The following is a 19767-nucleotide window of genomic DNA, read 5'->3' as shown; positions in this document are numbered from 1 at the left end:
AGAAAAATGGAACAAATACAACAAACTAAATTTTCTCTATGTCCAAAATTTGAAAAAGGCTTTACGATTTTAGGGAAAAAATGGAACGGCTTGATTATCGATGTATTATTGGAAGAAGGCCCTCAACGTTTTGTTGATTTGGCCGCCAAGATTCCTCATGTAAGCGATCGTGTTTTAGCGGAAAGATTAAGAGAGTTGGAACAAGAAGGATTGGTCACACGTATTTCAGGTAATGAAGGCCAAAAACGTTTAGATTATTGTTTGACTAATAAAGGTAAAGCGTTGGACAGCGTGATGAAGGAACTTCATGAATGGGGAGAAAAATGGATTACTGAGCAAGAATGTAGTTGATAAAATCGTCATTTTCTTGTAGTATGAAATAGTCAATTAAATAGTTAAAAAGCGTTGATGGAAAAGAGTAATCTTTTAGGATCTTTTAAGGGAATATCTGCCACAGACTGGAAGCAGATTAGGAGATAAAAGGTGAAGTTCACTTCCGGAGTTTGTCGTAACTGACCGGCTGTGGCCGTTAAAAATGTGAGTGCGCCAAAAATTGGCGAATTAGGATGGTAACGCGAGACCTCGTTCCTTTACGGAACAAGGTCTTTTTTTTGTGGAAAGGAAGTAGAAAGATGAGTTTACAAAATCAATTAGAAGAATTGAAAACCCAGACTTTAGTGAAGATTTCCGATGCTGAAGAACTTCAGGCAGTTGAGCAGATTCGGGTTGAAACATTAGGTAAAAAAGGGCCAATAACAGAAGTTCTGCGAGGAATGCGCGATTTATCGCAAGACGAAAGACCAAAAGTTGGAGCTTTTGCTAATGAAATTCGCGATTTGCTGACTGAAGCAATCGAGGCTCGCAAAGTCGAGTTAACCGAAATTGCTTTAGAAAAGGCCTTGGAGGAAGAAACAATTGATGTGACTCTGCCTGGTAATCAAATGGTTCAAGGAACCCGTCATGTGATTACACAAGTGATGGAAGAGATTGAAGACGTATTTGTTGGAATGGGTTATCAAGTAGTAGAAGGTTATGAAGTTGAAAGCGATCATTATAACTTCGAACGTATGAACCTGCCGAAAAATCATCCAGCTAGAGATATGCAGGATACATTTTATATCTCTGAGGAAATTCTGATCCGGACGCATACTTCACCAGTACAGGCTCGCACAATGGAAAAACATGATTTTTCAAAGGGTGCTTTGCGAATGATTTCTCCTGGGAAAGTATTCCGTCGAGATACTGATGATGCGACTCATAGTCATCAGTTCCATCAAATTGAGGGACTTGTAATTGATAAAGGAATTACGATGGCTGACTTAAAAGGAACGTTGGAAGTCTTTATTAAGGAAATTTTCGGTGCGGATCGCAGGATACGTTTACGTCCAAGCTATTTTCCTTTCACTGAGCCATCGGTTGAAGTGGATGTTAGTTGTTTTAAATGCGGAGGCAAAGGCTGCAATGTTTGTAAATACACTGGTTGGATTGAGATTTTAGGCGCTGGTATGGTGCATCCTGATGTATTGTCAATGTCTGGTATTGACCCAGAAGTATATTCGGGTTTTGCTTTTGGTATCGGACCAGACCGTGTATCAATGCTGCGTTATGGGGTTAACGACATTCGAAACTTCTATCTAAATGATGTTCGTTTCTTAGAACAGTTCAAGGGGGAATAACAGATCATGCTTGTTTCATATAAATGGCTAAATGAATATGTCGATTTAAAAGGAATTACACCGCAGGAATTATCAGACCGTCTTTCCTTAACTGGTATTGAAGTTGAAGGTGTTGAAGTCCCTGAAAATGGACTTAAAAAGATTGTGGTAGGCGATGTAAAAGAGTGCATTCCACATCCTGATTCCGATCATTTATCAATTTGTCAGGTGGATATTGGGGAAGAAGAACTATCACAAATCGTTTGTGGTGCTCCGAATGTAAAAGCTGGAATTAAAGTGATTGTAGCTTTACCAGGTTCACGAATTGCTGGAAATGTCAAAATTAAAAAAGGTAAAATGCGAGGTCAAGTATCCAATGGGATGATTTGTTCTCTGCAGGAATTAGGCTATAGTGATTCGGTAATTCCTAAAGAATTTGCTGATGGTATTTACTATTTACCACAGGATGCGGTAACAGGTGAACCAGTCTTTTCTTATTTAGATATGGATGATGGTATTTTAGATTTATCGGTAACACCTAACCGTGCCGATGCATTAAGTATGCGTGGAGTGGCTTATGAAATTGCTGCAATTTATGGTAAAAAAGCAATATTTCCTGAAGTTGAACTAAAGGAGATGGCTAAAAAGGCAGCCGATCATATTAAAGTAGCAGTAGCTGACGAAAAGGATGCTCCTCATTATGAAATTCGTATCATTGAGAATGTTAAGATTGGTCCAAGTCCACAATGGTTGCAAAATCGTTTAATGAACGAAGGCATTCGTCCGATTAGCAATGTTGTAGACGTAACCAACTACATTTTATTATTGTTCGGTCAACCGCTGCATGCTTTTGATTATAACAAATTGGGTAGTCAAGAAATCTTGGTTCGCCGAGCGAATGATCAAGAAGTGTTGACTACTTTAGATGGCGTTGAACGTAACCTAAATCCAGAAAACATCGTGATTACCAACGGTGAAATTCCAGTTGCTCTAGCTGGTGTAATGGGTGGTTTGGATTCAGAAATTACCGATACTACAACGACTGTTGCACTAGAATCTGCAATGTTTGACACTGTTTCTATTCGTCGAACTTCTCAAGCTTATAATTTACGCAGTGAATCTTCTGCTCGTTTTGAGAAGGGGATCAATCAGGCAACAATCAGTTTGGCTGGCGATGTTGCTGCAGCAATGATTGCTGAGCTAGCTGGAGGAGCGGTATTGGAGGGTGGCGTTTTAGGCAGCAAAGTTGACCCGGAAAATGTCGCAGTCACTACCAATTTGGAAAACGTCAATCATTTTCTGGGAACATCATTAACAATTGCTGACATCAATGCAGTATTTGATGCTTTGGATTTTGCTTATGAAGAAATAAATAGTAATTATACTGTTAGTGTTCCTCCGCGTCGCTGGGACATTACGATTGAAGCGGATTTGATGGAAGAAATCGCTCGTATTTACGGCTATAACAATATTCCATCAACACTTCCAAGTGGACAAACGGTTGCTGGCAGATTGACTGATGCTCAAAAGAATACTCGTAAAGTTCGTTCTTTATTAGAAGCGAGTGGTTTGCATGAAGCAATCAGTTATGCGTTAACAACCGAAGAAAAGGCTGGGCAGTTTACAATACGCAAAAGCAAGTTTACTCGTCTGGATTGGCCAATGAGTGAAGAACGCTCAGTGTTACGTTTGAATCTAGTCAGTGGTTTATTGGAAGATTTATCCTACAATGCAGCTCGTAGAAATAATGATATAGCAATGTATGAAATCGGTCGAGTATTTTATCAAGACAATGATCCGAAAAAGGATTTGCCTTTGGAGGAAAAACACGTAGCAATTGCTTTAATGGGTAATTTTGTAGACAGAACCTGGGCGGAAAAAGCCGAACTGGTTAATTTCTATACTGCTAAAGGAATTGTTGAAGAATTAATTGATGGTTTAGGTTTGAGTGAAAAAATCAGCTATCAGGCCAGCTCAGCAATGTCAGATATGCACCCTGGACAAACGGCAGCCATCTATCTAGAGGATAAAGTGGTTGGTTTTGTGGGACAAGTTCATCCCAAAGTAACTAAAAACTATGAAATAAAATCAGCCTTTGTTGCTGAATTGAATCTGGATGCCTTACTAAACGTAGAAAAAGAACCATTAGTTTACTCACCAGTTTCTAAATATCCATCAGTTAGTCGGGATATTGCAATTTTAGTAGAGGAATCAATCTCGAATGCACAGATCAGTCAAGTTATTCGTGATTCAGCTAGCCGTTTCTTGTCAGATGTTCATGTTTTCGACGTATATCAAGGTGATTCTATCGAAACGGGCATGAAATCAATGGCTTACAGCTTAACCTTCGTTAATCCTGAAGCAACCTTGACTGATGAAGAAATCAATCAATGGATGAGTAAAGTAACCAAAAGCTTAGAGAAAGAAGTCTCAGCGGTTATCCGCTAGACAAACTAAAAGACCGGCTGTAAGAAATTCTTGCAAACCGGTCTTTTTAATTGTCTCATTTTAAGAAAAATAGGAAATACCCATGGCTTTTTTGACTTCAGACATTGTTTGTGCAGCCACAGCTTGGGCTTTTTCACTGCCTTCTTTCAGCATTGCCATAACTTGGGCAGGATCTTTGGCAAATTCTTCTCGACGAGTACGGATAGGTAGCAGTTCTTCTTCCAGTACTTCGATTAAGTAACGCTTAATCTTCACGTCACCAAGACCGCCCCGACGGTAATGAGCTTTAAGCTCTTGGATTTTTTCTTTATCCTTACCAAAAACATCTAGATAAGTAAAGACCATGTTGCCTTCCACCTGGCCTGGATCTTCCACATGAATATGATTTGGGTCAGTGTACATGCTCATGACTTTTTTAGCTACGGTTTCGGCCGAATCTGCCAAGTAGATACCGTTGCCAAGTGATTTACTCATTTTTCCGTTGCCGTCAATACCTGGCAAACGTCCCATCCCTTTATCTGGAAAAACGCCCTTAGGTTCAACCAATATTTCACCGTAAGTACTGTTAAAGCTGTGCACTATTTCTTGCGTTTGCTCCAGCATAGGTTTTTGATCTTCGCCAACGGGGACTAGGTTTGCCTTAAAGGCAGTGATATCCGAAGCTTGAGAGACCGGATAAATGAAGAATCCTGCTGGTACGCTATCGCCAAAGCCCTTTTGTTCGATTTCAGATTTCACTGTTGGGTTGCGGCGCACACGGCCAACACTGACCAAGTTTAAAAAGTACATGGTCAGCTCTGATAATTCAGGAATCTGAGATTGGATAAACATGGTTGTGCGGGCAGGATCCAAGCCAACTGCCAAGTAATCCAAGGCTACCTGTAAGATATTGGAAGAAACCTTTTCCGGATTTTTAGCGTTATCTGTCAAAGCTTGCATATCTGCAACCATGATGAATAATTCATTTTCCGGGTCACTTTGCATAGTTACGCGATTTTTAAGAGAGCCTACGTAATGTCCTAAGTGTAATTGACCTGTCGGACGGTCGCCTGTCAGGATAATGTTTGTCATTTGTTCCACCTTTTCATCGTATATTTAGTCTTCAACCTACCTTAAAATAGTACCTTTTTTTCGCCATTTAAACAACTGCTAATTCTTTAAAGCGATATTTGTCCAGGAGTGTCAATGTGACTAAACCTCACATCAATTGGTAATGTTTTGAAATTGTTTTTCTATAGCATGAGATTTTTTTCTTTACAAACAAAAAAAACTTAGCATATAATTAGAGCTAGGTCTGAAAAATTAGAATTAAATTAGGAAGAGTAGGGGTGTTCATACATGGCAATGGTCGAATTTAAAGAGGTTGAGAAGTATTATGGAAAGTTTCATGCCTTGAAAAATATCAATTTGGCTTTTGATAAAGGTGAGGTAGTTGTGGTGATTGGCCCTTCAGGATCCGGAAAAAGCACGATGCTTCGCTGTATCAATGGTTTGGAACAGATTTCATCCGGACACTTATTAGTAAATGGGAAAGATTTACATAGCAAGGATGTGAAGTTAAAAGACATCCGTAAGAACATTGGAATGGTATTCCAGCATTTTAATTTATATCCCAATAAAACGGCGTTAGAAAATATTACTTTGGCACCGATCAAGGTACTGAAGCAATCAGAAGCTGAAGCCAATAAAACCGCAGAAAAACTATTGAATCGGGTAGACATGCTAGATAAGAAGGATTCCCATCCATCCATGTTGTCTGGTGGTCAGCAGCAGCGGATCGCAATTGCTCGGGGACTGGCAATGAATCCTGATTTGCTTTTATTTGATGAGCCAACCTCTGCGTTGGACCCGGAAATGATTGGTGATGTACTGAACGTTATGAAGAAAATTGCCAAAGACGGCATGTCCATGATCGTAGTTACGCATGAAATGGGCTTTGCTCGTGAAGTAGCCGATCGGATTATCTTCATGGCAGAAGGCGAAGTCTTAGAGGATACTCGCGATGTTGAGGGATTCTTTGAAAAACCTAAAGAGGTTAGAGCACAACAATTTGTAAGCAAAGTAATTAATCACTAGGAGGATGACTATGTCAAAAGTGAAAAAAATTGTCTCCTTCTTTCTCTTAGTATTGGTAGTCTTTGGACTATCAGCCTGCAAAGGGGACAGTGTCGCAAACGAAAATATTGCAGAGCGGATCAAAAAAGATCCGGTTATTACCTGGGGAGTCAAATACGATACCCGGTTATTCGGAATGATGAACATTAAAACTCGAGAAGTTGAAGGTTTTGATATTGATATTGCCCGAGCAATCACTAAAGAAATTCTTGGTAAGGAAGGCAAAGCGGAATTCGTCGAAGTAACTTCCAAAACACGAATTCCTTTATTAAAAAATGGAAATATCGATGGGATTATTGCGACCATGACCATCACTGAAGAGCGGCTAGGTCAAGTTGATTTTTCTGATATCTATTTTGATGCCGGTCAGTCTCTACTAGTAAAAAAAGGAAGTCACATTAAAAGTATCACGGATTTAACAGATCAGGATACTGTTTTAGTGGTAAAAGGGTCAACTTCTGCGGTAAACATTCGTGAACACGCACCTCAGGCCAATATTCTGGAGCTTGAAAATTATGCAGAGGCATTTACAGCTTTGCAATCGGGCCAGGGAGATGCTATGACTACTGATAATGCAATTTTGCTGGGTATGGCTTCTGAGAATGATAATTATGGTTTGGTTGGTGGTACCTTTACTACAGAACCTTACGGAATCGCGATCAATAAGGGTCAAGAAGATTTTCTTAATGAAGTGGATAGTGCATTAAGAAAAATGCACGATAATGGCACCTATGATGAGATTTACGATAAATGGTTCCCTAATGATCCAGATGGAAAAGCAGCAAAGGGGGCTAAGTTTAATGGCTGAGTTATTTAGTAGTTATTCCAGCGAATTTTTTGAAGGGTTTAAATTTACCCTGTATGCCAGTTTTCTGGCATTAATTTTTAGTTTAATTATCGGTACACTGATGGCAATTTTGCAATTGTCACATAACAGTGTGATTCGGAACCTAGCAAAGGCCTATGTAGCTTTCTTTAGAAATATTCCATTGTTAATCATCGTGATGTTTTTCTATGTAGTAGCACCGATGTATTTTTACAGTTTTGATGGTTTTCAGGCTGGTACAATTGGCTTGACCATTTATACCTCAGCCTTTATTGCAGAAACAGTTCGTTCTGGGATTCAAACTGTACCAAAAGGACAAATGGAAGCTGGGCTGTCTTCAGGTTTTTCTTATGCGGAGACAATGCGTTACATTGTCTTACCACAAGCTTTTAAGATTGTGGTTCCGCCATTAGGAAATCAATTTATTAACCTGATTAAAAATTCTTCAATTTTGGCAATGGTAGCTGGATTGGATTTGATGTATCAAGGAGATCTGATTGCCAGCACAACCTTTAATACATTCGGTACGTATATCATTGTTGGATTGTTCTATTTAATATTAACCTTGCCATTGTCATATCTAATGAATTATTTGGATAAACATTGGGCAAGCGTCTAGAAAGGGAGGAAAGTAATGGACTTTAGCGGTGCATTTTCTTGGATCAATATCCGATTCCTTTTAGACGGGCTTTGGGTTACGATTCAAGTATCAATTGTTTCAATTATTTTTAGTATGATTTTAGGCGGGATTGCCGGAACGGTGCGCTACAGTGATATTCCAATTGTATCAAAGGTAGTTGGAGTAGTAGTTGATATTATCCGGAATCTTCCGTTACTCTTAATTATCTTTTTTACCTACTTTGCGTTACCACAAATTGGGATTAAGCTGAATATTTTTTGGGCAGCGGTGGCAGCTTTAACTATCTTTGAGTCGGCGATGCTGTCTGAAATCTTCCGGGCGGGTTTAAACGCTGTACCAAAAGGACAAACAGAAGCAGGCTTGTCATCTGGATTAACCTATGTCCAAACCTTGACAATTATTGTTATTCCACAGGCCTTTAAATCAATGCTTCCAGCAATTTTAAGCCAATTGATTTCCTTAATCAAGGACACTTCATTGGCAGTCATTATCTCATTGCCAGAACTGATGCATAATGCCAGAATTGTTTATGGTCAAAATACCAACTATGTCATTCCCATGTTTATTGTGATGACAGCGATGTATTTTGTAGTTTGTTATGCCTTATCTTTGGCTTCCCGTTATTTGGAAAACAGCAAGTATAATTATTAAACAATATCCAGAGAAAGCTACGAGCTTCTCTGGCTTTTTTTGCAGAAAAAGGTGCTAATAAAATTTATATCAGCACCTTCAATTTACTATTTATTATTGTCCATTTGTTCTTCAGTTTCCTCTTGTGTTTTTTCCATAGCAGGATCCTCATACATGGCACCGGCGACTGTTTTACCTAAGCGTTCGGTAAAATTGAAATCTTTTTCAGTAGAATTCTTAGGATGTTTTTTCTTCAAAATCTCGCTATTATTCTTAGTGGTAGGATCTTCATTGATATTTCCAGCAGAAGTTTTTCTTAGGTTTTCCGCTAATTCTTCTTTTTTCATTTGAATCACCTCTTGTCTTATTTTACCATCAAGGGATTATTCTACCAAAGAAAGCGGCTTCTTAAGGAAGAAGCCGATAAAAAATCTAGGACTTGAAAAAAACGCCTAAAAAGTACAAAATAAGATGAAACTTGTAAAAGATAGGATGAGAAATGTTGTCTAATGAATTACCCATCGGTTTTATTGATTCTGGTGTTGGCGGTTTGACCGTTGTAAAAGAAGCGATGCGACAATTGCCTAACGAGCATATTCTTTATTTTGGAGATACCGCACGCTGTCCTTACGGACCTCGTCCGGCCAAACAAGTAATTGAATTTACTTGGCAAATGACTCAGTTTTTGATTAAGCAAGGAATAAAAATGTTGGTAATTGCCTGTAATACAGCAACAGCAGTCGCATTAGAAGAAATAAGAGAAAAAGTGGATATTCCCGTCATTGGCGTAATTCAGCCTGGATCACGCTCAGCTTTGAAGGTCAGTAAAACTGGATTAATTGGTGTAATTGGCACTGAGGGAACGGTAAAAAGTGCGATGTATGAACAGGAATTACAGGAGAAATCTCCTGAAGTCAAAGTTCACAGTCTACCTTGCCCTAAATTCGTCGCCTTGGTAGAGAGTAATCAATCGGCTAGTCCAGTTGCCAAAAAGGTTGTGGCTGAAACTCTTACACCTTTCTTATACGATAAACCTGACACTCTAATTTTGGGCTGTACCCATTTTCCATTATTACGCCCAATCATCCAAAATGTGATGGGCAGTGAGGTAACACTAATTGATTCTGGTGCAGAAACAGTCAATGATTTAAGCACATTGTTGGATTATTTTAGTTTGAATAACTATGATCGTAAAGAAGCAAAAACCTGTAAATTTTATACAACGGGTTCGCCTAAGATGTTTCAAGACATTGCTGGTGAGTGGTTAGGACTTAAAACATTAGAGGTTGGACATATACATTTGGGAGGGAAATAAATGCGACATGACGGTAGAAGTCAACAACAAGTAAGAGAAGTGACGATTGAAATAAATGTTTTTAAACATCCAGAAGGTTCTGTAATTATTTCTTTTGGAGATACTAAAGTTATTTGTTCCGCAACTGTAGAAGATTCTGTTCCCCCCTTTTTGCGAGGTAAAGGAACCGGTTGGGTAACTGCTGAGTACAGTATGTTGCCTCGAGCAACAAATACTCGTAATCGCCGAGAAAGCGCTAAAGGCAAACTTTCAGGAAGAACTATGGAGATTCAGCGATTAATCGGTCGAGCATTACGAGCTGTTATTGATCTGGCTAAATTAGGTGAGCGCAGTATTGTGATTGACTGTGACGTGATCCAAGCTGATGGTGGAACCCGCACAGCTAGTATTACTGGCGGCTTCGTTGCTTTGCGCTTGGCAATTAATAAATTATTGGCAGCTGGTGAATTAACTGAGGATCCAATTAAAGAACATCTAGCAGCAATCAGTGTCGGTATTTTACCAACGGGTGAGGTAGTAACTGACTTAGATTATGTCGAAGATTCCTCAGCTGCCGTTGATATGAACATTGTAATGACTGAATCCGGTCGTTTCGTTGAGATTCAAGGAACTGGTGAAGAAGCAACTTTTGATGATAATGAACTAAATGCTTTGATTTTACATGGTAAAGCTGGAATAGAAGAATTGATTAATTATCAAAAAGAATCGCTGTATACTAGTGAATCTGAAGAGGCTCCAGAGAAAACAATTGTTGTAGCTACCGGTAATCCAGGAAAAGCGAAGGAATTTGCCGCTTTATTTGCAACAGCCGGCTATCAGATCAAAACATTAGCAGATTTTCCCAATTTACCAGATGTTGAGGAAACGGGTACAACCTTTGAAGAAAATGCACGTTTGAAAGCTGAAACTATTGCTCAGATCCTTCAACAGCCAGTTTTAGCAGATGATTCAGGCTTGGCTGTAGATGCCTTAAACGGGATGCCAGGAGTTTATTCAGCACGTTTTGCTGGGGAACATAAAAGTGATGCCGCCAATAATGCAAAGCTGTTACATGAATTGACAGAAGTATCAGATGAAAAGCGTACGGCACATTTCCATTGTACATTGGTTTTCGCTGCACCAAATAGAGAAAGTTTAGTTGTGGAAGCTGATTGGCCAGGGCGGATTGCACGTATTCCGCAGGGAGATAATGGTTTTGGCTACGACCCGTTGTTTTTTGTTCCCAAATTTAACAAAACAGCAGCTGAAATGACGGCGGCTGAAAAAAATGAAGTGAGTCATCGAGCAAAAGCAGTGAAAAAAATGGAAAAAGTATGGCAAAATTGGTTGGAGGGATAAGCAAATGAAATATTTGGTAGTTAGTGACAATCATGGGGATCGTCAGATTTTAGTCGATTTATTGGATCGTTATGATGGAAAAGTAGATGCCATGTTCCATTGTGGCGATTCAGAATTGGAGGCTAAAGATGTCCTTTGGGATTCCTTTATCGTAGTGGCTGGGAATTGTGATTACGATCCTGGCTATACACAAGAGCAGGTAGTAACAATTGGACAAGATCGTATTTTCATGACGCATGGTCACCGCTCAAATGTTCGGTTTGGTTTAACGATGCTTTCACTACAGGCACAAGAAGAAGACGCGACTATAGCCTTGTTTGGTCATATCCATCAAGCAGTTGCTGAAATGGATAAAGGAATTCTTTTCGTGAATCCTGGAAGTATTTCTCAGCCGCGGGGACCGATTCAAGTACCCAGCTATGCACTTATTAACAGCACAGAATCAACCTATACTGTCCAATATTATAATCGGGCACATCGACCGATAGAAGAGCTGTCAGCAGAATTTGTAAAATAGTTTCTAATTTTTGCTTAACATTGAGCGAAAAAGCCCTTACTTTTTAGATATTTCAGTAAAATAGAATTGGAAAGTAGAAACGGAGGCTGTTGTATGATTAGTCGTGCAATCGAAGAATTAATGTCTGAAAAGAAAGACGCAATGATGATTCCGGCTGAAAATGTAGCGAATGTCATGGTTGGCAATCCTTTAGAGCATGCTTTATTAGTACTCTCAAAAGTTGGATATTCAAAGATTCCGGTACTTGATAAAGGTGATCGCTTTATTGGTTTACTAAGCCTAAATGATGTAGTCAACAAAATGATGGATCTTAACGGAATAGACACTAAAAATTTAAGTAAGTATACTGTAGCAGATGTTATGAATACTGAAATCGATGTGGTAAAAGAAAATTGTGAATTGGAAGATATTATGCATTTGTTGGTAGATGCTGCGTTTATCCCCGTTTTAGATGATGACGGCGTATTCAAAGGAATTGTAACACGGCGTGAGATTTTAAAAGCTGTTAACCATACCTTCCATGAGTTAGATAAGAAACGACCTGTCTCTGGAAAATTCGTGTTGCAGCCAACAGCATCAAAATAGATCAAATCAAGAAGCAGCCAATTTAAGGTTGCTTCTTTTTTGAGCTTATTTAGTCCGTAAGAAAACTAAGGAATGAACGACTTATTTTGTTTTGCATGACACGATAAATACACAATGGTTGACTTTTTTTCAACAAATGAGTATTTTGTTTTTAGTCGTTAAAAGAAATCATTACGATTTAATCCATAAGAAGACTAATTGAGAGGAAGTATAAGGGTGGCAAAAAAATTAAAAATTGTGAAAGCTCAGAAGCAGCGAGCAATCATTGGAAAATATGCAGAACAACGTCAGACTCTAAAGAGAGTAGGCGATTATGAAGGCTTAGCTAAGTTACCGAAAGAGTCAAATCCAAATCGGTTAAAGCAAAAAGATTTAATTGACGGACGCCCTAGAGGCTATATGCGTAAGTTTGGTATGTCTAGAATTCATTTCCGCGAGTTAGCTCACAAGGGGCAAATTCCAGGTGTGAAGAAAGCTAGCTGGTAGTTAAACAATTATTAATTAAAAAGAAGGTGACTTACACTATTGTTTCCAAGTCACCTTCTTTAGTTAGATCTTAATTGGATTATTAGGAATGGTAAAGCCATGCTCCGTAAGCTCCTTAACATAAGCAGCTAAGAATTCTTCCTTTAACAGCAGCTGTTTACCATTGGTTACATACATGACGGTTCGAATAGCAAAATTACCGTTACCCAGATCCACCATCCCAAAAAGATTAGGGCCATCAAAAATATCCTTTTTATAGTTTTCGCCTAAACGGTTATTTACTGTTTGAATTAATTGGTTTATTTCTTCATAGCCTTCATTAGGCTGAATCCTTACGTCAATTAAGACTTGCATATGAGCCCGAGACAAATTACTGATCGTCGTGATGTTTCGGTTCGGGATAAAATGTACAGTTCCGTCAGCAGCCTTTAGCTGAACCATACGAATACCCACGGAGGTCACTGTACCTTCAATTTGCAAATTCACAAGTTTTATATAATCCCCTACATCAATTTGTTGCTCCAAAATGATAAAGAAACCGGTAATGATATCGTTCATAAAACCCTGAGCACCAAGACCAATAGCAATCCCAGCAATCCCAGCACCTGCCAGAAGTGATCCTACTGGAATACCAATCGTATCTAGGACTGAATAAAGAAAGAAAAAAAACAAGGTATAAGAAAAGATATTAGCAGACAATGTATGAATCGTTTCAATTCGTGTAGTGTTACCTGCAACCTTCCGCTTTTGTCGTTCAAAAGATCGGGTAATTAAGAAATTCCCGGCCTTTTTTATAATGCCAAAGAGTACTAAGATAATAATTAAAGTAATTCCTTTTTGAATGAAGGTCGAAAAGACAGTATCCCAATCAATTGATTGCCAATAGCGTTGCCAGGTTGATAATTTTTCAGTGGCTTGATCGACTACATCAAGGCCTGTAGAGTCGGTTGTTTGTATTGCTAAAAAAAGCATAAAGGACTTCCTTTCTTTTGCTGAATTTTATTCTAACAAGTTTTAAAAAATATGTCGATAGTCACGCTAAAGATAAATATCCAGAAAATTCCAAAAAGTATGAAAATATTCATGACAAGCTTCCAACAAAGTGGTAGACTAACTTTTATATAAGAAGGAGATGGTAGAATGGTTAGCATAAAATGGGAAGAGCTGGGGTTTAACTATATGAAAACTCCTTATCGCTATATCTCAAATTGGAGAAATGGTGAATGGGATGAAGGCCATTTAACTGAAGATAATAAAATTACGATTAGTGAAGGCTCAACTTGTCTGCATTATGGACAAGAATGTTTTGAAGGATTAAAAGCTTACCGACGCAAGGATGGTAAAATTAATCTTTTTCGCCCAGATGAAAATAGCAAACGCTTGAATCGCAGTGCTGAAAGAATGTGCATGCCTGGGGTTCCAGAAGAAAAATTCATCGATGCAATCAAACAGGTTGTTTTGGCTAATGAAGAATATGTGCCTCCTTATGGAACTGGAGCAACTTTGTATATTCGTCCATATCTGATCGGAATAGGCGATAACATCGGTGTAGTAGAAGCTCCTGAGTATTTGTTCTCAGTCTTCTGTATGCCAGTAGGGCCTTACTTTAAAGGTGGAATGGCACCAACTAACTTTATTGTGTCTGAATACGACCGTGCAGCGCCTCAAGGTACTGGTGCAGCCAAAGTGGGGGGGAATTATGCCGCGAGCCTTCTACCTGGGTATCAAGCTCATAAGGGGAATTATTCTGACTGTATCTATTTAGATCCCGCGACTCATACTAAGATTGAGGAAGTTGGCTCAGCCAATTTCTTTGGGATTACGAAAGACAACAGGTTTATTACACCAATCTCTCCATCAATTCTACCAAGTATCACTAAGTATTCATTGTTGCACTTGGCAAAGGAACGATTTGGTATGGAAACTGTTGAAGGAGATGTGTATCTAAACGAATTAGATCAATTCGCGGAAGCAGGGGCGTGCGGTACAGCAGCAGTTATCTCGCCAATTGGCGGTATTCAAAACGGAGATAATTTCCACGTCTTTTATAGTGAAACAGAAGTTGGCCCAGTAACTAAAAAGCTTTACGAAGAATTAGTCGGTATTCAATTTGGTGATGTGGAAGCACCAAAAGGATGGATTTACGAAGTGAATTAAGCAAACATAAAAAGATCCTAACAATCAATTCCCGAGTAAAATATCGGTGAGAGATTGCTAGGATCTTTTTTATTTCTAAAATTTCGCTTAGCTCAAGTGAACACCCTTGTCGACATAAATAATGTCGCCAACGATTCCACTTGCTAATGGGCTGATTAAGAAGGCACAAGATTGACCAACTTCGTCGATTGTAACGCTGACTTTATCAGGAGTACGTTCCTCTGAAAGTGAAAGCAGAGATTGATAATCCTTTACACCAGTTACTGCTAAGGTTTTAATTGCACCTGCTGAAATGGCATTTACTCGAACTCCTTTAGGTGCTAATTCAGTCGCTAAATAGCGAACTTCAGCTTCTAAAGCAGCTTTAGCAATTCCCATCATGTTGTAGTTAGGAATTGAACGCTCTGATCCCATGTAAGTCATAGTAACAATGCTGCTGTTAGGATTCATGATCGGTAAAGCATATTTAGTCAATGCTAATAGGGAATAAGCACTTACGTCTTGAGCTAAGCTGAAACCGTCTCTAGAAATTTCGGAAACACTTCCTGATAGCTCCTCTTTATTAGCATAAGCAATCGAATGAACAAAGCCATCGATGTTTCCTACTAAGTCTTTAATCGTATTCATAGCAGTTTCAATATTCTCATTTTTAGAAACGTCCAGTTCAACCATTGGTGCATCTTCACCAACTAGTTTAACTAATCCCTTTTTCATGCGTTCGTTTTGGTAAGTATAAATGACTTCTGCTCCTTGATCGGCAATAGCTTTCGCACAGCCCCAAGCAATACTTCGTTTATTAGCGACACCTGTCACCAGTATTTTCTTTCCAGTTAAAAATGACATGCGGTTGACACACTCCTACTTAAATTTTCGTATGAACACATTATGTTGGAAATTTGTTTGATTGTCAAACTATTTTTTCATCAATCTAATAGTGCTTGAAAAAAAAGAGATTCTATGATAGTTTGATAATCAAACAAATAAGATGCCGAGGTGCAACCATGGAAAAATTAATGAATGTTGAAGAAATCATGGAAATTATTCCCAATCGTTTCCCAATTTACTATTTAGATGCTGTAGTAGAATTTGAAGACCAAAAACATATTACTGCTGTAAAAAATCTAACAATGAATGAAGACTTTTTTCAAGGATATTTTCCAAATGAACCAATGATGCCAGGAACACTGATCGTTGAAGCGCTAGCCCAGGCAGGTTCATTGCTAATTTTAAAATCTGAAGCTTTCCAAGGGAAGACAGCCTACATTGGTGGAATCAATAAAGCCGTTTTTCATGAAAAAGTAAAACCAGGGGATTCTCTCTATTTGAACTTTGATATCGAAAAAATGAAGGGAGCAGTCGGTACAGCGAAAGCATGGGCGACAGTAGGGGATACTACCGTAACTGATTGCGAATTTACCTTTATTGTAGGAGATAAAGAACAAAAATAGCGCAAATAAGCCGAAGTCAGATGAATCCATCGACTTCGGCTTATTAAAAACTTAAAGATTATTTTTTAGGTTCTTGTAAAATTTTTATCTCGTTGATCTTCACAGGTTCGACTGGAGTAGAATTTTCACCTTGGCTGTTAGCTTCGGTCTCAGCTCCTGCAATCTTGTCCACAATATCCATACCTTCAGTCACTTGACCAAATACAGCATGTTTGCCATCCAAACCGGGTGTACCACCATTTTTGTAAGCTTCGATCATTTTTTCTGGTGTATACTGAATCGCTAAACCATCACTTTGATCATCTTTATTCTGTACGATGAAGAACTGACTACCATTAGTATTTTCACCAGCGTTAGCCATCGAAAGTGCTCCGCGAATGTTGTAAAGACTTGGTGAAATTTCATCCTCAAATGGATCGCCCCAAATACTTTCACCACCGGTTCCATCGCCCTTAGGATCGCCACCTTGAATCATGAAGTCATTTACTACACGATGAAAGGTAGTTCCATCATAATAGCCATCCTTAGCATGAGTAACGAAGTTTTCTACTGTTTTGGGTGCTTCTTTAGGAAACAGTTTAATCTTGATGTTTCCTGCAGTGGTATCCATTTCCACTAAGTATTCATCGTCAGTTACTTCATTGGAAAGCTGTGGAAGATCTACTTTACTTAGGTCGACGCTCGATTTCTGCGTTGAGCTGGCGGTACTTTCTGAAGAACTATCACTGGCGTTATTACCAGAGTTGCAGGCAGCAAAAATTCCGATCGATAGGATTAATGAACTGCTTAATAATATTTTTTTTAGTTGCATAAAAATCTCCCTTCAAATTCTTTCCTTTCTATCATAACAAAAAAAGTCGCCGCTTCCTATGAAAATAATTTGATTTTTCCTATAAAAAAAGAGGAGATCGAAATCTCCTCTTACATCTAAACAATTAAATATGCAGTTTCTTATAAGTTGGCGAATTTTTCCAACAATCGAATCATCTGACAAGTGAAACCATATTCGTTATCATACCAAGCAACAGTTTTAACCAGTTGGTAGTCTCCAGCAGAAGTTACTTCTGTTTGAGTTGGATCGAAAATTGAACCTTGAGTTGTGCCAATAACATCGCTAGAAACAATTTCGCGATCATCGTAGCCAAATGAAGGGTTGTCAACTGTATGTTTTTTGATTGCTTCGTTAACTTCGTCAGCAGTAACCTTTGTTTTTAATACTGAAACCAACTCGGTTAGTGAACCGTCAACAACAGGAACACGTTGTGCATGTCCTTGCAATTTGCCCTTTAATTCTGGAATAACCAAGCCGATTGCTTTAGCAGCACCAGTTGAATGTGGAATAGTATTATCAGCAGCTGAGCGAGCAGCACGCAAATTACCACCCTTAACCGGTCCGTCTAACAACATTTGTGTTGAAGTGTAAGCATGAACAGTAGTCATGGTACCAACTTCAATTCCAAAGTCTTCATTTAAGAAGTAAGCCATTGGGGCCAAGCAGTTAGTTGTACATGAACCAGCTGAAATAATCTTGTCGTCTGGAGTTAAAGTGTCATCATTTACATTATAAACAATAGTTTTCATTTGACCAGCCGGTGCTGATATAACTACACGTTTCACGCCGGCATCCAAGTGAGCTTGTGCTTTTTCTTGAGAAGTATAAAAACCGGTACATTCTAAAACGATGTCTACACCGTTTTCTTTTGCCCAAGGAATTTTGCTTGCATCAGGTTCTGCGTAAACGCGAGTTTCTTCACCGTCAACTACAATTGAATTTTCTGTTGCAGTAACAGTTCCTGGATAGGTGCCATGAGTTGAGTCGAACTGTAATAATTGAGCCAACATTGTAGGGCTTGTTAAGTCGTTAATTGCTACGACTTCAATATCATCTGATACTTCTTTGATACGACGGAAGGCTAAACGACCAATACGTCCAAAACCATTAATACCTACTTTTACTGTCATAACCAAAAGTTCCTCCTTTGTTTTAGAGAAATGAAGTACGAAACGCACTTATTCCTTACACGTTTATTTTGCATCGGATGTTTTTTTTTGTCAAAAGATTGCACTTCAAATTGGTAATCGGTTCACTAGCTGCAAGCTTCTATTATGTATAGGAAGCGTAAAAATTTATTAGATTCGCCGCCAGCAATGGACAATAGGGAGAAATACCGCTAAAATAAGGAGACTTTGTTTGTGTGGAGATTCAGTAGTCAGAAAATAAATGATACGAGGAGGACGAAAAATGTCTATGTTTTTAGATCAGGTAACAATTGACGTTAAAGCCGGCAAGGGCGGCGACGGCATGGTTGCTTTTCGTCGTGAAAAATATGTACCGGATGGTGGGCCTGCTGGTGGTGATGGCGGACGTGGCGGAGATGTCATTTTAGTCGTTGAAGAAGGTTTGCGTACCTTGATGGACTTTCGCTTCAATCGTCATTTCAGAGCAACTCCTGGTGAAAACGGGATGAGTAAAGGGATGCACGGTCGTGGAGCCGAAGATACTTTTGTTAAGGTGCCTCCAGGAACAACCGTTCGAGATGCTGAAACAGGTGTATTGATTGGCGACTTAATTGAAAATGGTCAAGAACTGCGGGTAGCTAAAGGTGGACGTGGCGGACGGGGAAATATCCGTTTTGCCTCGCCAAGAAATCCAGCACCGGAAATTGCTGAGAATGGTGAACCAGGTCAGGAACGCAAGATTGAGCTGGAATTAAAAGTGTTGGCTGATGTTGGTTTGGTTGGATTTCCTTCAGTAGGTAAATCAACTATATTGTCAGTAATATCTTCTGCTAGACCTAAAATTGGTGCTTATCATTTTACGACCTTAGTACCTAATCTGGGCATGGTAACTACCAATGATGGTCGTAGTTTTGTGGCTGCTGATTTGCCCGGACTAATCGAAGGAGCTTCTCAAGGTGTCGGTCTAGGAACCCAATTCCTACGACACATTGAGCGTACTCGAGTTATTCTGCATGTTATTGATATGAGCGGCATGGAAGGCCGAGATCCTTACGAAGATTATGTGGCAATCAACAAAGAGCTAGGCTCTCACAACCTGCGTTTATTGGAACGTCCACAAATTATCGTAGCTAACAAAATGGATATGCCAGAATCTGAAGAGAATCTGGTGAAATTCAAGGAGCAGTTGGCGAAGGACAAAGAAGATGAATTTGCGGATGATTTGCCAATCTTTGCAATTTCTGCTATCACAAAACAAGGAATGGACAACCTTTTAAGTGCAACAGCTGATTTGTTGGAAACAACTCCAGAATTTCCGCTGTATGAAGAGGAAATTGAAGAAGAAACCGTTCAATACGGTTTCCAAAGCGAAGATCCTGGCTTTACGATTACCCGTGATCCAGATACAACTTGGGTATTGTCTGGTGAGAAGCTGGAAAAATTATTCAAGATGACTAATTTTGATCATGATGAAACCGTGATGCGTTTTGCCCGTCAATTACGTACGATGGGTGTCGATGAAGCACTGCGTGCCCGTGGAGCTAAAGATGGTGATATCGTAAGAATCGATAAATATGAATTTGAATTCGTTGAATAAGGAGCAGAATTTCTGCTTCTTTTTTGTTTTCATGTATTTAGTTAACATAAA

At 39.1% G+C, this 19767-nt stretch carries 21 protein-coding genes and 1 other annotated feature; of the genes, 15 read left to right on the top strand and 6 right to left on the bottom strand.

Annotated elements, in window-relative coordinates; all coding sequences use genetic code 11:
* The first annotated feature begins 6 nt into the window (after positions 1-6).
* The 3 genes from IGI46_RS13965 (at position 7) to pheT (ending at position 4103) form a co-directional block, all read left to right on the top strand.
* Complete coding sequence (locus IGI46_RS13965; protein WP_429963688.1) at positions 7-351, top strand: winged helix-turn-helix transcriptional regulator; 345 nt, start codon at positions 7-9, stop codon at positions 349-351.
* A gap of 45 nt (positions 352-396) precedes the next feature.
* Positions 397-593, top strand: a binding site (T-box leader).
* Positions 594-632: 39 nt separating this feature from the next.
* Entirely contained in the window at positions 633-1676 is a 1044-nt protein-coding gene (gene pheS / locus IGI46_RS13960; protein ID WP_429963687.1) for a phenylalanine--tRNA ligase subunit alpha, read from the top strand.
* Between the two features lie 6 nt (positions 1677-1682).
* Entirely contained in the window at positions 1683-4103 is a 2421-nt protein-coding gene (gene pheT, locus IGI46_RS13955; protein WP_429973647.1) for a phenylalanine--tRNA ligase subunit beta, read from the top strand.
* 60 nt (positions 4104-4163) lie between these two features.
* Here pheT and trpS read toward each other — a convergent pair whose 3' ends face one another.
* Positions 4164-5174, bottom strand: coding sequence for a tryptophan--tRNA ligase (gene trpS, locus IGI46_RS13950; RefSeq protein ID WP_429973646.1), 1011 nt, complete (start codon positions 5172-5174; stop codon positions 4164-4166).
* 267 nt (positions 5175-5441) lie between these two features.
* On the opposite strand from trpS, the gene IGI46_RS13945 reads away from it, so the two are divergent.
* Genes IGI46_RS13945 through IGI46_RS13930 form a run of 4 tightly spaced genes read left to right on the top strand, consistent with a single transcriptional unit; the run spans position 5442 to position 8335 of the window.
* Positions 5442-6179 (top strand): amino acid ABC transporter ATP-binding protein, encoded by a 738-nt coding sequence (locus IGI46_RS13945; protein WP_429963684.1) that lies wholly within the window; start codon positions 5442-5444, stop codon positions 6177-6179.
* A gap of 10 nt (positions 6180-6189) precedes the next feature.
* A complete protein-coding gene (locus tag IGI46_RS13940; RefSeq protein WP_429973645.1) occupies positions 6190-7026 on the top strand; it encodes a transporter substrate-binding domain-containing protein in 837 nt (278 codons plus the stop codon).
* On the top strand, positions 7019-7663 hold the full coding sequence (locus IGI46_RS13935; RefSeq protein ID WP_429973644.1) for an amino acid ABC transporter permease: 645 nt from the start codon (positions 7019-7021) through the stop codon (positions 7661-7663). Before IGI46_RS13940 ends, IGI46_RS13935 begins: the two co-directional genes overlap by 8 nt.
* A 15-nt stretch (positions 7664-7678) precedes the next feature.
* Positions 7679-8335 (top strand): amino acid ABC transporter permease, encoded by a 657-nt coding sequence (locus IGI46_RS13930; RefSeq protein ID WP_429973643.1) that lies wholly within the window; start codon positions 7679-7681, stop codon positions 8333-8335.
* 86 nt (positions 8336-8421) lie between these two features.
* Here the strand turns inward: IGI46_RS13930 and IGI46_RS13925 are convergent, their stop codons facing one another.
* Positions 8422-8661, bottom strand: coding sequence for a hypothetical protein (locus tag IGI46_RS13925; RefSeq protein ID WP_429973642.1), 240 nt, complete (start codon positions 8659-8661; stop codon positions 8422-8424).
* A gap of 152 nt (positions 8662-8813) precedes the next feature.
* Between IGI46_RS13925 and racE the strand changes: the two genes are divergently transcribed.
* The 5 genes from racE to rpsN all read left to right on the top strand — a co-directional run bounded on the left by racE (position 8814) and on the right by rpsN (position 12555).
* Positions 8814-9629: a glutamate racemase gene (gene racE, locus IGI46_RS13920; protein WP_429963679.1), complete on the top strand. Its 816-nt coding sequence runs from the start codon at positions 8814-8816 to the stop codon at positions 9627-9629.
* Positions 9630-10967 carry a ribonuclease PH gene (gene rph / locus IGI46_RS13915; protein ID WP_429973641.1) on the top strand — a complete coding sequence of 446 codons (1338 nt, stop codon included), beginning with the start codon at positions 9630-9632 and terminating at the stop codon, positions 10965-10967.
* A gap of 4 nt (positions 10968-10971) precedes the next feature.
* The gene (locus IGI46_RS13910; RefSeq protein WP_429963677.1) at positions 10972-11484 is read left to right on the top strand and encodes a metallophosphoesterase; all 513 of its coding nucleotides are present in this window, start codon (positions 10972-10974) and stop codon (positions 11482-11484) included.
* A gap of 93 nt (positions 11485-11577) precedes the next feature.
* Positions 11578-12069, top strand: a complete 492-nt coding sequence (gene cbpB / locus IGI46_RS13905) for a cyclic-di-AMP-binding protein CbpB (RefSeq protein WP_429963676.1) — start codon at positions 11578-11580, stop codon at positions 12067-12069.
* A 216-nt stretch (positions 12070-12285) separates the two neighbouring features.
* Positions 12286-12555 (top strand): 30S ribosomal protein S14, encoded by a 270-nt coding sequence (gene rpsN / locus IGI46_RS13900; protein WP_429973640.1) that lies wholly within the window; start codon positions 12286-12288, stop codon positions 12553-12555.
* A gap of 63 nt (positions 12556-12618) precedes the next feature.
* Here rpsN and IGI46_RS13895 read toward each other — a convergent pair whose 3' ends face one another.
* Positions 12619-13527, bottom strand: a complete 909-nt coding sequence (locus IGI46_RS13895; RefSeq protein WP_429963674.1) for a mechanosensitive ion channel family protein — start codon at positions 13525-13527, stop codon at positions 12619-12621.
* A gap of 168 nt (positions 13528-13695) precedes the next feature.
* Here IGI46_RS13895 and IGI46_RS13890 point away from each other — a divergent pair, with 168 nt between their 5' ends.
* Positions 13696-14712: a branched-chain amino acid aminotransferase gene (locus tag IGI46_RS13890; RefSeq protein WP_429973639.1), complete on the top strand. Its 1017-nt coding sequence runs from the start codon at positions 13696-13698 to the stop codon at positions 14710-14712.
* 87 nt (positions 14713-14799) lie between these two features.
* Here IGI46_RS13890 and fabI read toward each other — a convergent pair whose 3' ends face one another.
* Positions 14800-15555, bottom strand: coding sequence for an enoyl-ACP reductase FabI (gene fabI / locus IGI46_RS13885; RefSeq protein ID WP_207703123.1), 756 nt, complete (start codon positions 15553-15555; stop codon positions 14800-14802).
* A 158-nt stretch (positions 15556-15713) separates the two neighbouring features.
* On the opposite strand from fabI, the gene fabZ reads away from it, so the two are divergent.
* Positions 15714-16160, top strand: a complete 447-nt coding sequence (gene fabZ / locus IGI46_RS13880; protein ID WP_429973638.1) for a 3-hydroxyacyl-ACP dehydratase FabZ — start codon at positions 15714-15716, stop codon at positions 16158-16160.
* A gap of 58 nt (positions 16161-16218) precedes the next feature.
* On the opposite strand, the gene IGI46_RS13875 is transcribed toward fabZ, so the two are convergent.
* Positions 16219-16971, bottom strand: coding sequence for a peptidylprolyl isomerase (locus IGI46_RS13875; RefSeq protein WP_429973637.1), 753 nt, complete (start codon positions 16969-16971; stop codon positions 16219-16221).
* A 140-nt stretch (positions 16972-17111) separates the two neighbouring features.
* Positions 17112-18122: a type I glyceraldehyde-3-phosphate dehydrogenase gene (gap, locus tag IGI46_RS13870; RefSeq protein WP_429963671.1), complete on the bottom strand. Its 1011-nt coding sequence runs from the start codon at positions 18120-18122 to the stop codon at positions 17112-17114.
* 280 nt (positions 18123-18402) lie between these two features.
* Between gap and obgE the strand changes: the two genes are divergently transcribed.
* Entirely contained in the window at positions 18403-19716 is a 1314-nt protein-coding gene (gene obgE / locus IGI46_RS13865; RefSeq protein ID WP_429973636.1) for a GTPase ObgE, read from the top strand.
* Positions 19717-19767: the final 51 nt, after the last annotated feature.

It is taken from the genome of Enterococcus sp. AZ163 (assembly GCF_050498925.1).
Lineage (GTDB): Bacteria > Bacillota > Bacilli > Lactobacillales > Enterococcaceae > Enterococcus_A > Enterococcus_A ferrettii.
The sequence above is the reverse complement of the archived record's forward strand: the minus strand, read 5'-3'. Positions and strand labels throughout refer to the sequence as shown.